The sequence below is a fragment of the Dyella sp. EPa41 genome (assembly GCF_016586165.1).
GTDB lineage: Bacteria > Pseudomonadota > Gammaproteobacteria > Xanthomonadales > Rhodanobacteraceae > Dyella.
The window spans coordinates 1-12260 of sequence record NZ_BCPR01000105.1; the positions used below are offsets into that span (position 1 = coordinate 1).

Genomic DNA, 12260 nt, shown 5'->3' on the forward strand with positions numbered 1-12260 from the left:
ACCGGAAGATCGGCATGGTCGCGCGCCTCGCCGTTCAGTCCGCCTACGTGTCGGTCAAATCCGGGCATGACGACATGCGGGATCTCAGGCGGTCTTACGAGTAGAGCGCGATCGACAACCTGATCCAGCCCATGCAGAGCAGCACGAATGCTGGGTGAGACACGCACTCATTTTCGGTCACGGCTGGTTCCGGCACAGCCTGCATACCCATCCGCGGCCCGCCTGGCAGCCCGGAGAGCCGCCGCACGGCTTTCGCGTGATCGGGCCGTGCCTCATGCGGAAATGGCTTGCCCGGAACGATCTCTGAATGCATGGCGATGCAACCTATGGCACGTCGTGTCGGTGGCCGATCAACGCCGATACAAGGGACCGTTCACGCCATGCGAGCGAACGCACGCCGCATCGCGGACATGAATGCCCGCCGTGCGCAACGCAAGCATAAGCCGCGCATCCTTCGTGACGACCGGTTCGCACGTGCATCACACGCAAGATCGGACCATCGATCCATCCGCCAAGCCGCAGGGGTGCATCCCATGTCGAACCGAGACCGAAAAGACATTGGCCATGGCGATCCGCACAAGACGGAGACGCCGCAAGAGCGCGAGAAGCGCAAGAAGAAGGAAGCGGAAAACCACGAAGAAGCGCTGGAGGAAACGTTTCCGGCGAGCGATCCGGTGTCGCCCTTCGTTCCCACCAAGGCCCCGGAATGACAAGGCCACCGCGGCAGTCGGCCCGTTGCGTCCGCGTTGCCTGACGGAACAAGCAGCACGGCTAACCCTGCCATCGCATCGGCGCCGCCGGTCGGCGGGAGATGCGCGCCATCCGCTCGATATCCGACGTCTCACCCGCAGGAGGGTGCTCTCATGCCCGAACAGATCAGGTCCGACGGCAAGCGCGAACAAGCCGTTGCGAATCGTACGCGCATCGACATCACCGAAGAAAACGAGAGTCGCGACTGGGCCGAACGCTTCGGTATCTCGGAACAACGACTGCGCGAAGTCGTCGCCAGGGTCGGGCCCGCGGCTGACGATATCGAGCGTGAACTGGCGCGCGAACCATGACGGGGCACGTGCCGTCCTGACGACCGACGGGTCCATGCCCGTCACGCGCAGTCAGTCCAAGCCGTTCTCTTTCCTTGCCTCGATAGGCAGGGAGGGCGTGCAACACAGGCCGCCTTCAGTCGGTTCGCCGGTTCTCTCGCCCGTCCATTCGCGCGCTGTCACCGCATCACGCTCGCCGGATCCCAGGGAATCCCGGCACGGCCAGCCCGGCCGGCATCGCCCGGCAACGCAACCCGGCTCACCGGCGCGGGGCACCCTGCCGCCACCCGGCGGCGGCCGGCGTGCAACGTGCCTGGCCCAGGGGGCGTGAAAGCGCCTCATCAAGGTGTTTTCCCATGCCGACATCGTAGTTTTACGGATGCCCGGCCGTCGCGGGTGATGCGAACATCCGCGTCACGGATGGCGACGCTTTCAAGGACCAGGGGTGCTTCCACGCAACTTCACGGCAGGAGGGGAAATCCAATGACCAAGTCTCCGATACTCTGCATATTGGCAACGGCGCTGTTGACGGTGGGCTGCGTTTCGCAACAGAAGTACGACGAATCGCAACAGCGTAACGCCGAGCTCGAAGCGCAATACAAGCAACTCAACGACACCATGGGTGCCGAGGTCGCGTCGCGCGACATGAGCATCCAGCGCATGCAGGACGCCATCAAGGTGTCGCTCAACGACCAGCTGCTGTTCCCATCGGGTGGATGGGAGATATCGGCGCAGGCCAAGCAGAGCATCGCCAAGATAGCGGCCATCCTCGCGCCGCATCAGAAGAACAAGATCAACGTCAACGGCTATACGGACAGCACGCCGATCGGCCCTCAACTGGCGTCACAGGGTGTCACCACCAACATGATCCTGTCGCAGAAGCGCGCCGACAATGTCATGCAGTACATGATCTCCCAGGGCGTGAAGCCCGACCTTGTCGCCGCCCACGGTTACGGCGAGCAGAATCCCGTGGCGTCCAACGATACGGCCGACGGCAAAGCGCAGAACCGCCGCGTGGAACTCACCATCGCGACGAAGTAGTGCCTCGAACAGGGGCAGAGCGCGCTCGCCGACGAGCGCCTTCTGCCCCTGTAAACCGGCGGCATCGCCACGGTTCCGCTGCCCTGGAGCAACAAGCCGCCGGCAGTCACTTGCGTCTGCGCTAACGCAATGTCGGCGCGACTTGGCTTTCATGGCATGTGTGGCACCCGCCACCCTCGCGCACTAAGATGCGCCACATCCTCAAGCGACGAGGGAACCCGCATGGAACAGCGAGCTCACCCGGTCTCTTACGCACTGACGGTTACTCGCGCGATCAAGGAGCTCGCGAGCGATGCCGTCAACGACGGCCTGTTGCCCGAAAGCATGGCGGTCACGATATCGAAGGCCGCAACCGACGCGGCGCTTTCCCTGGGACTGTTCATCGTGTCCAAGGGCACGCGGCTCACGCATCAAACCGCACGGGCGATCGAAAGCGCGCGGGTCGACATGGAAGCCCTGGCTGAACTCGCCGGGCTGGTCAAGACCTACAAGCTCACGCCCAAGAACGCCGTGCACCTCGCGCTCGCCATGAGCTACACGGTCGAGCAGGCGGAGAACCGCCTGAAACAGGCGGAAGACTGGTTGTCCTGACGCGTCGTGCTGTCCCGTTGGTGCGCTGTCGAACGCGCGCACCGTCAACGTCACGAGGATGGAATGCTCAGCCGGCCCGAAGCGTCGCCGCGGGGCGGCGACGGCGCGCGCGCCAGAACAGCAGGCCCGTGACCAGCATGACGCTGGGCAGCGTGGCGCCGACGGCCAGCAACGTACGCCACAGGCCACCACCGACGGCGCCGGAATGAATGGGAAACAGCGCATTGGCAAGGCGACCGCCCTGCCCCAGGCGCGTTGCATCCTCGCCGCCCAGCACCTTCACCGTGTATGGGTCAAGCCACAGCGTGCTGCGTCCGGTGGGATTCCACTCGCCAGGCCGGCGCACGCGCATCGACAACGCGTTGCCCGCACGAACGGGAAGACTGATGCGGGTGATCGCGGCATCCGGGGCGGCCGCTTGCGCCGCAAGCAGCAGCGCCGGCCAGGACACGGCTGCCTTGGCGCTGTCGATCTTCGGCGGTCTGGATGGCAATGGCTCGTGGAACAACTGGGCGAGACCGGTGCGCACGGCGCCACGGTAAGCCATGGTGGTACCCGTGCCGATGGTGACCAGCAGCAAGGGAAACGCCACCACGCCCACCAGGCGATGCCAACTTGCCCAGCGCAGGATGGCGGGCCGAGCATGCGGCCGCAGGTGCGTCAGCGCACGACGCCGTCCTGGCCAGTACAGCCAGAGCCCGGAGCACAACATGAGGAGTCCGCTGAAGGCGACGATGCCGAGTACCGTCTCCCCCGCGCTTGCGCCCAGCAGGTGCGTGTGCCAGTCGAGCAGGATCAGCAAGGGATCGCGCCTGGCCACGCGCGTGAGCAGCAGCCGGCCATCGGTCGGATCGAAATACAGCCGGTCGCCGTTCTTCGCGCCGCCTTCGAAAGCCGCCAGCCCGTCGTCGGGCAGCGTGATGCTACGCAGCGACTTGCCTTCGTCGCTGGCGAGGATGCGATCGAGCGCGCGCCCCAACGCCGCGATATCCGGCACTTGGCGTCCGGCAAGTTCCGGGTGCACGGCTGTGAGCAGCGGCTGCTCGTACAGCAGCACGCCGCCGGCCAGCGTCACCAGCGACAGCAGCACGCCAAGACTCAACCCCAGCCACAGGTGCAGCGTCTTGAGCGCGTGGCGCATGCGACGCTTGGCGGTGGGTGGCGAGGCAGGTTCCATGGGGGTTCCATCAGAAATCGATCGAGGCCTGCACGTAATACGTGCGCGGCTGTCCCACGTAAAGCCCGTCGTTGTTGTCGGTGGAGCGCGTGAAGTAGCGGCGATCGAAGATGTTCTTCACGCCCACGCCCAGCTTGAGGTTCGACAGCGAGGGACCGAAGGCGTATTCGCCGCGCAGGTTCCACGTCGTCCAGCCGGGGATATCGCCAAGATCGCCATCGGGCGAACCCACCGTCTGGTACACCGTGGGATGCGCCGGATCGAAGCTCGGCGAGCCGGGCGAGTGCTGGCGTGACTGCGAGAAGGCATCGAGGTTGAACGTCCATGCCTCGCGGTTGTAGCGCACGCCGAGGTTGGCGGTGCGACGCGAGTAGAACGGCAGGTCGCGTCCGGCGAACGAGCCGTACTTGTAGATGGCGTGCGTGTAGGTCGCCGTGCCCCACAGGCTCAAGCCCCGCAGGCCTTCGTCGTAGGCCCCCAGATCCACGTGGCCGCCGGTTTCGATGCCCTTGTGCGTGGTGGCGCCCAGGCTGGTCCAGCCGTCCACCGAATCGGGAACACCCGGCAGCTTGCCCACGTACTGCAGTTCGTGGTCGAAGTTGATGCGGAACAGCGTGACTTCGCCGCCCCACGCGCCTTTGTCGTAGCGCGTGCCGATCTCGTAGGTGCGTGCCTTTTCCGGCTCCAGGCCCCGCGCGAACTGGTTGCTCGAATCCTTCTGGCTGATCTGGAAATACTGCAGCGCGCCGAACGAGGTCTCCGCGTTGGCGTAGAGCTTCAGCGCATCGGTGAGGTGATAGATCACGTTGAGCGAGGGCAGCGGCTGCGAATAGTGCTCACGGCGGAAGGTCGGTCCCTTCACGATCACCGTGTCGCCCGGGTGTGCCTGCCACCAGCTGTTGATGCGCTCGTAGCGCAGGCCCGGGGTGATCGTCCAGTTGCCGACGTTGATGGTGTCGTCCAGGTAGACGGCGTTCGCTTCGTTCGACCCCGTGTTGTTGCCGGACAGTACGTAGGGCGCCTCGTACACGCCGCTGTCGAACGGCGTGTAGCTCAGCGGCGAGACGAACTTGGTGTTGCGCAGCGTGCGTTCGTTCATCCATTCGGTGAGATAGCGATAGCCCACGCTGACCTCATGCGTCCATTGCCCCCAGTCGAACAGCTGCGAGTAGCGCGGCTCGATCGCAAACGTGTGGTAGTTGCGCGGATAGGCGTTGAGCTGGTGCGTGTACAGGCCGGTAGCCGCGTTCTGCGTGATGGTCTCGATGTGGCTGCCGCGGAAGCTCTCGGTGTAATAGGCCTGTACTTCGAAGCTGCGGCGTTCGTCCTTGTGGCTGTAGCGCAGCACGGCGTCCTGGCGACGGCCGTGGAAATCGTCGAAGGGGCGGCGCGACTGGAACGGATCGATGTCGTAGTCGGCCTGTCGCAGGCCACCCGGCATGCCGGCCTGGCCGTCGTAGTAGTGCAGGCTGCCGCTGACCTCGTCGGTGGGGCTGAAGGCGTACTTCGCCTTCAGCATCACGTCGTCGATGCTCTCGTTGTCCTGCTTCTCGCGATAGCCGGGGCCATGCGAGCCGTTGTAGAGCAGGGCCAGGCCAAGGCCCGAATGGGTGGTGCCGCCAAGGAACAGGTTGCTCTGCGTGCGGATGCCGCCGTACTCGCCGCCTTGCAGCTGCACGCCCGCCTCGCCGCCAAAGGCCTGCGGAATATCGCGCGTGACGAAGTTGATGATGCCGCCCACGTTCTGCGGCCCGTAGCGCACCGACCCGCCCCCGCGCACCACGTCGATCGCCTGCAGGTTGCCCAGCGCCACCGGCGCCATCGACACCTGCGGCTGGCCGTAAGGCGCAACCGCGATCGGCACGCCATCGAGCAGCAGGGTGGAACGTGGCGAGAGGCGCGAAGTAAGGCCACGCACGCCGACGTTGAGCGAGACGTCGCTGCCGCCGGTGCCGTTGCTCTCCTGCACCTGCACGCCGGGCACCTTGCGCAAGGCATCGCGCAGGTTCACCGCACCGGCTTCGCGCATGTCTTCGCGTCGAATCACGGTGCGCGCGCCCGGGTGATTCACCACGACGTTCCGGTCGGCCTCGCCCAGCCAGTTGCCGACGACACTGACGCCCTCGAGCGTGGCGGCGTTGCGGGTGTCATCGACGGACCCCGAGGCGGGAGCAGCAGCCTGCTGCGCGCAAGCGGCGCCGGCGTAGGCACCGCCGAGCAGCGCCAGCAGGATGGCGTAACGAATGGGGGACATGGGACAGTATTTTTTTACGAATGGGGCCGCATGCTAATTAGGAATCATTCTCATATCAAGCGACCGAGCGTCGCAGGCGAAGGGCTGCGAAACTTCCGCTCGCGGCGCGCCCTGCCCTCCCATGCGGCGTCGCCCACCGTACAGCGTGCAGGAGCGCGGCATGAGCTACGACATCGTGTGGGAATTCCGACTGGCGGCCGCGCACGCGGCCAGGTTCGAACAGGCGTATGGACCGGAAGGCGCCTGGGTCGAACTGTTCCGGCACGCGCCCGGTTTCATCGAAACCCGATTGCTTCGCGATGCCGAAGACGAAACCCGCTACCTGACGGTGGACCGTTGGGAATCGCGCGACGCCTTCGAAGACTTCAAGCGTCGCTTCGCCACGGAGTACCGCACGCTGGATGCGCAGCTCGAAGGCCTCGCCCTGTCGGAGACGCGTCTGGGAGCGTTCGACGCGATACCGTAGTTTTTGGCGGATCGAGGCGGTGGTTGGGCCCGATCCCGCCCGGTATCGCGGCACGGCTGGCCCGCTGATGGCGGATCACGCCGCGGCCGCGGTGCCTTCCGGAATCCGGTTGATGGCCTGCACGGCCGCACTCTCGAAGGAATCGAGCACCTCGTCGACGTCGGCTTCGGTGGTGGCGGGGCCATCGGCCTGCGCCAGCGGCTCGGGCAACAGCAGCGCGGCGATGTGCACGCCGGGCATGCGTTCGCGCATCTGCGCGGCCACCTCGACCATGCCCTGCTGCTCGGCGGAAAGCTGGGCGCTGACGAGGTAGAGCATCGCCACGGCGTTCGGCGTCGCCTCGGGATGAGGCTCGGCCTCGAACGCGGCGAAGTCGTCGACGGAGACATGGCGCGCGTCGACATGCAGGTCACGCAGGATGCGCGTGAGCAGCTCCGTCGCCAGGTCGTCGACCACCGTTCCCAGCCCGACGCACAGCACGATCGAACCCGGCGCGACCGTGAGCGGCCCCTGCCAGCGGCCGCTGATGTCCTCGCGTTGTTGGCGCAGGCGCCGGCCGATGCTCACGTCGTCCAGCACCGAGGTGCGGCGACGCCAGCGCATATGGCGCTGCCCCTCGTTGCCCAGCGCGCTGACGACGGTGACGATGGTTTCGCGCACCGTGCCCTGCTGTTCGGCGCCGATGACGCCGCGCCTGAGATCAATGCCGGCCAATTGCAGCGCCGGCAACAGCACGTTGTCGCAATAGGCGGCGAAGGAGCGGCGTTTCAGGAACGAACGCGCCTCGGTGATGATTTCGCCGGCATCGCCCGAAAGCGCGCGCTGGTAAAGACGCTGCGGCATGGTCAGCGCGGGCGCATCACCCAGCAGCACGTTGAGAAGGCCCAGCGCCTGCACGTGACGGCCGGCAACCACCAGGCACAACGTCAGCGGCGTCGACATCACCAGGCCCACGGGCCCCCAAAGCCAGCTCCAGAAGATCGCCGCCACCACCACCGCCAGCGGCGAAAGCCCCGTGGTGTGGCCATAGAGAAACGGTTCCACCAGCTGCGAAACGATCAGCTCGATCACGATGTACAAGGCAAGCGTAAGCACCAGCAACGTCCAGCCCGGCACCACGGCGGCGGCGAACAATGCCGCCAGCGCCGCCACCAGCCACACGCCGATGTAGGGCACGAAGCGCAGCACCGCCGTCAGCGCGCCCCACAACGGCGCATTGGGTACGTCCAGCAACCATAGCCCCACGCCGATGGCGATGCCGACGCCGAAGTTCACCGAGAATGTCGACAGGAAAAAGCGCGACAGGCGTTCGCCCGCGTCATTGATCGCCGCCGTCGTGGCACGCAGGTCGTTGCCGCCGGCCAGGCGGATGAAGCGGTCGCGCAGCGATTCGTGCTCGAGCAGCACGAAGACCAGCACCACCAGTACAATGCCCGCGGTTTCCACCGGCACCCACGCGGTGGACAGCACGCGGGCAAGCACCGCCATCGGCGCGGATGTGCCGCGCGTCGAACCGTGCGTGACCGCCTCTCCGGAAGCCTGGGCGCCCTCGCCGGCCGACAGGTTCTCCGGGGCTCCTTCACTCGAGGCGATGACCTTGCCGAACTCGCCCTGCATCGCCTGCAGCTGGCCGAGCGTGAGCGTGCGCAGCGTCTGCACCTTGGCGTGGATGGTCGCCTCGTACTGGGGCAGGCTGCGGGCCATCGACAGCATTTGCGAGCCGATCACGGTGGTCAGCCCGCCGCCGATCACGACCAGCGCGAGCACCGCAATCAGGACGGACGAACCGTGGCCCAGGCCGAGTCGGCGATAGATGCGCACCCACGGCGCCATCAGCAGGCTGAGGAACAGGGCCAGCACGATGGGCACCAGCACTTCGCGGCCGACGTACAGCAGGCCCAGCACGCAGGTCGCGGCGATGATCACGACCGCACGCTGGCCGGCCGTGGCGGCGGGCGCTGTGCTGGCATCGGTAGACATGGGTGCTCTCCTCACCGTTCCATGCTGCAGTTGGATCGGAGCGATGTGGCCGCGTCCGGATGCCTAGAGCATAGCCCGGCGGCGCCTGCCGCGAACGTCAGGGCAACACTGGACAAGCATGCCCGTCGGCATGATGTCGGCAAGGCTCGCGGGTTTTACCGCGGGGTGCGGACAAGAGGCGCGCGGAGCAGTCTGCCGGCCCAGCGGACATCACCTCGTCATTTCACCCGCAGACACCGGGGGTGACGGCGGCGATACTCATCCCGCGTTGCCCTAGGCAGCCTCGCTTTCCAGTGGCAGGCGGCACAGCCGGCGCACGTCGAGCAAGGCGACGAAACCGCCCTGCCACGGCAACACGCCGTGCACGGGATCGTCATGGCGCACGGCACCGCCCGGTGGCGGCGGTGCAATCTCCACGCCCTGCGCATGCACCAGGTCACCGATGGCATCCACGCGCAGGCCCACCAGATGCGGGCCATGCGAGAGCATCACCAGGCGCACTTCGGCCGGGTCGCCTTCGTGGGCTTCCGGCAGGCCGAGCCGGCGGCGGCCGTCCAGTACCGGCACGATGCGGCCGCGCAGGTGACGGATGCCAAGCAGGTCATCGGCGGCACCGGGCACGGGCGTGAGTTCGCCGTCGCGGATCACTTCGCTCACCTGTTCGAGCGGCGCGGCGTAAAGCTGTCCGCCCAACCGGAACGACAGCCAGCGATCGGTGGTGTGGTTGGGGATGTCGCTCAAGACATCGGCTCCGCTGCAAGGGTGGAGAAAACGGTGGTCACGGCCCGCGATCCGGCGTGGCGAGGCGAGGCGCCGTGACGGTGATCGCGCCGGCCGTGGCCGGTGGAACAATGGACGGCGTGCCGGTGGTTTCCATGGGGTGTGGCAGGGGCGCAGGCCCGGCGAGGATCACCTTGTTCGTCGGCACGATGCCATCGCGGGCGCCCTCCGGGGCCGCCGGCGACAGCGTGGGCACGGCCGGCAGCGCGACGGGCACTTCCGTCGCGGGCGACATCGCATCGCCGGTGTCCGCATACTGGTTCTTGCCATCGGCATCGTTGAAGAGCCGCTTGGGCGCGCCATCGTTGCTGAGGATGACGATCAGCACGCGGCGATTGTGATTGCGGCCATCGGCGGTGGTGTTGTCGGCGGCGGGACGATATTCGCTCCAGCCGACGATGCCCAGGCGGGCCGGCTCGACGCCCTGCTCGGAGAACAGGCGCGCCACCGCCGCCGCGCGCGCCGCCGACAGTTCCCAGTTGGAGGGATACAACGAGGTGTTGATCGGGCGATCGTCGGTGTAGCCCTCGATGCGCACCGGGTTGGGAAACGGCTTGAGGATGCCGGCCATCTCGTCGAGCACGCCGTTGGCCTGGTCGGACAGCTTCGCCACGCCGCTGGGAAACAGGATGTCCGTGCGCAGCTCGATCTCCAGCCAGGCGGTGGTCTTGCGCACGATCACCATCTGCTTGTCGATCAGCGGCTGCATCGCGCGCTGGATCTGGTCGCGGATCAGCTCGAGGTTCTTCTGCTCGGTGCGATCCTGCAGCGTCTGGCGCACGTCCATCACGCGCACGCTCTGCGGCTTGGCGGGAATGGGCACGTTCACCGGCGTGGTCGCCGCGCCGGGCTGGCCTTGCGGCGCGGCCATGGCGGGGTCGACGTTGTGCGGCGAGGTGCGCGTCTGCGGCATCGGCGCGATCACGTGGCTGGAGCCGTTGAACGCCTCGATGATGGAGTTGGACATCACGCGGTACTTGCCTTCGTTCACCACGGACACCGCGTACATCACCACGAAGAAGGCGAGCAGCAGCGTCATCAGGTCGGCATAGGGAATCGCCCATGCCTCATGGTTGACGTGATCCTCGTGTTTTTTCTTCTTCCTGGCCACGGCGGCATCCGGTTAAGGCATATAGCCCTGCAGCTTGGCTTCGATCTGCCGCGGATTCGAACCCTCGGCGATCGCCACCAGTCCCTCGATCAGGATCTCGCGCATCTGCGTCTGCTTGTGGATCAGGCTCTTCAGGCGCGCCGACATCGGGAGCATCAGCAGGTTGGCGAGCGCGACGCCGTAGATGGTGGCGACGAACGCCGCCGCGATGCCGTGACCCAGCTTGCTGGGATCGGCGAGGTTCTGCATCACCGCCATCAGGCCCATCACGGCGCCGATGATGCCCATGGTGGGCGAGAAGATGCCGGCGTTCTCGAACACCTTGGCACCGGCGAGGTCATGGTGCTCGCGCGCATCCACTTCCACTTCGAGCACGCCGCGGATGGCTTCGGGCTCGCTGCCGTCCACCAGCAATTGCAGGCCCTTGCGCACGAAGGTGTCGCTTTCCGAATCGATCTGCGGCTCCAGGCCGAGCAGGCCCTGGCGGCGCGAGATTTCGCTCCAGCCGACGATGCGGCTGATCAGGTCGCTGGGCTGGTGCTGCGGCGGCTTGTACACCATCGGAAACAGCGTCATCGCATGCTTGAGCACCTTGCCCGAGTTCTGCACGAGCAGCGCGGCGATGGTGCCGAGGAACACGATCACGAAGGCCGCGGGGTTCCACAGCGCTTCCACGCTGGAGCCCTTGAGGATGGTGCCGACGATCACGACCACGAAGGCCAGGATCGTCCCGATGAGACTTACCAGGTCCATGTCAGGCGTTGACTCTCAGGGAGGGGAGGAGTTGGCCGTCGGCATCCGCGAGGCCGGCGAGATCCATCACCAGCGCCAGGCGGCCGTCGCCGGTGACCGTCGCGCCCGCCACGGCGGGCACGCCTTCGAACAGGGGGCCGAGCGGTTTCACCATCACGTCTTCGCGGCCCAGCACTTCGTGCACGAGGCAGCCCAGGCGCAGGTGGCCGATGTGCAGCACCACCACGTGCCGGCCCGGCAGATCGTTCACGCCGACCCAGCCGGCGAGATCGGCCAGCGCCAGCGCGCGACCGCGATGCGAGGCGACCACGCGGCCATCGAGCTGCTGTTGCTGGCCCGGCGCCATTTCGAACACTTCCTCGACGTTGCTGAGCGGCAGCGCCAGCAGGCGCGCACCCACGCGCACCATCAGCACGCGCTGGATCGCCAGGGTGAGCGGCACGGCGAGTTCCAGCGTGCTGCCGCGGCCCAGCTGCGAGCGCACCTGCAGCGTGCCGCCGAGTTCGGCCACGCGGGTTTTCACCACGTCCATGCCCACGCCGCGACCGGAAATGTCCGAGACGGTGGCCGCCGTGCTGAAGCCGGGGCGGAAGATCAGTTCGTAGCATTCGTTTTCGGTGAGGCGTGCTGCCTGCGCCTCGTCGATGACGCCCTTCTCCACCGCCTTGCGGCGCAGGACGTCGGGGTTCATGCCGCGCCCGTCGTCGGCCACGGAGATGACGATGCGTTCGCCGCGCTGGCTGGCCGACAGCGTCACCTTGCCCTTGCGCGGCTTGCCCGCGCGCTCGCGATCGGCCGGCATTTCCAGGCCGTGGTCGAGCGCGTTGCGGATGAGGTGGACCATCGGGTCGGCAAGCGCCTCGACCAGGCTGCGATCGAGATCGGTGCCCTCGCCTTCCTGCACCAGTTCCACTTCCTTGCCGAGCTGGCGCGAGAGATCGCGCACGATGCGCGGAAAGCGCTGGAACAGTCGTCCCACCGGCTGCATGCGCATGCCGAGCACGGCGTTCTGCAGCGCGTCGGCCACGCGATCGAGTTCGCTGGCGGCCAGCGCCAGGATTTCATCG

Annotated in this window: 13 protein-coding genes; 5 read left to right on the forward strand and 8 right to left on the reverse strand. The window is 66.7% G+C overall.

The window, feature by feature from the left end; all coding sequences use genetic code 11:
- Positions 1-94: 94 nt before the first annotated feature.
- Entirely contained in the window at positions 95-313 is a 219-nt protein-coding gene (locus JMF82_RS20435) for a hypothetical protein (protein WP_201316369.1), read from the reverse strand.
- Positions 314-410: 97 nt separating this feature from the next.
- On the opposite strand from JMF82_RS20435, the gene JMF82_RS20440 reads away from it, so the two are divergent.
- From JMF82_RS20440 to JMF82_RS20455, 4 genes are all read left to right on the forward strand, one after another.
- Complete coding sequence (locus tag JMF82_RS20440; protein ID WP_201316381.1) at positions 411-710, forward strand: hypothetical protein; 300 nt, start codon at positions 411-413, stop codon at positions 708-710.
- Between the two features lie 153 nt (positions 711-863).
- Entirely contained in the window at positions 864-1061 is a 198-nt protein-coding gene (locus tag JMF82_RS20445; protein WP_201316370.1) for a DUF3606 domain-containing protein, read from the forward strand.
- Positions 1062-1523: 462 nt separating this feature from the next.
- Positions 1524-2081, forward strand: a complete 558-nt coding sequence (locus JMF82_RS20450) for an OmpA family protein (protein WP_201316371.1) — start codon at positions 1524-1526, stop codon at positions 2079-2081.
- Positions 2082-2303: 222 nt separating this feature from the next.
- Positions 2304-2672, forward strand: coding sequence for a hypothetical protein (locus tag JMF82_RS20455; RefSeq protein WP_201316372.1), 369 nt, complete (start codon positions 2304-2306; stop codon positions 2670-2672).
- A gap of 67 nt (positions 2673-2739) precedes the next feature.
- Here JMF82_RS20455 and JMF82_RS20460 read toward each other — a convergent pair whose 3' ends face one another.
- Both JMF82_RS20460 and JMF82_RS20465 read right to left on the reverse strand, forming a co-directional pair.
- Positions 2740-3849: a PepSY-associated TM helix domain-containing protein gene (locus tag JMF82_RS20460; protein ID WP_201316373.1), complete on the reverse strand. Its 1110-nt coding sequence runs from the start codon at positions 3847-3849 to the stop codon at positions 2740-2742.
- A gap of 10 nt (positions 3850-3859) precedes the next feature.
- Positions 3860-6103, reverse strand: coding sequence for a TonB-dependent siderophore receptor (locus JMF82_RS20465; RefSeq protein WP_201316374.1), 2244 nt, complete (start codon positions 6101-6103; stop codon positions 3860-3862).
- Between the two features lie 160 nt (positions 6104-6263).
- On the opposite strand from JMF82_RS20465, the gene JMF82_RS20470 reads away from it, so the two are divergent.
- Entirely contained in the window at positions 6264-6569 is a 306-nt protein-coding gene (locus JMF82_RS20470; protein WP_201316375.1) for an antibiotic biosynthesis monooxygenase family protein, read from the forward strand.
- Between the two features lie 75 nt (positions 6570-6644).
- Here JMF82_RS20470 and JMF82_RS20475 read toward each other — a convergent pair whose 3' ends face one another.
- From JMF82_RS20475 to JMF82_RS20495, 5 genes are all read right to left on the reverse strand, one after another.
- Positions 6645-8549, reverse strand: coding sequence for an AI-2E family transporter (locus JMF82_RS20475; RefSeq protein WP_201316376.1), 1905 nt, complete (start codon positions 8547-8549; stop codon positions 6645-6647).
- Positions 8550-8822: 273 nt separating this feature from the next.
- Positions 8823-9290 carry a chemotaxis protein CheW gene (locus JMF82_RS20480; protein WP_201316377.1) on the reverse strand — a complete coding sequence of 156 codons (468 nt, stop codon included), beginning with the start codon at positions 9288-9290 and terminating at the stop codon, positions 8823-8825.
- A 37-nt stretch (positions 9291-9327) separates the two neighbouring features.
- A complete protein-coding gene (gene motD / locus JMF82_RS20485; RefSeq protein ID WP_201316378.1) occupies positions 9328-10440 on the reverse strand; it encodes a flagellar motor protein MotD in 1113 nt (370 codons plus the stop codon).
- 12 nt (positions 10441-10452) lie between these two features.
- Positions 10453-11193, reverse strand: coding sequence for a flagellar motor protein (locus JMF82_RS20490; protein WP_201316379.1), 741 nt, complete (start codon positions 11191-11193; stop codon positions 10453-10455).
- Between the two features lies 1 nt (position 11194).
- A partial coding sequence (locus JMF82_RS20495) for a chemotaxis protein CheA (protein ID WP_201316380.1) occupies positions 11195-12260 on the reverse strand: 1066 nt, incomplete at its 5' end.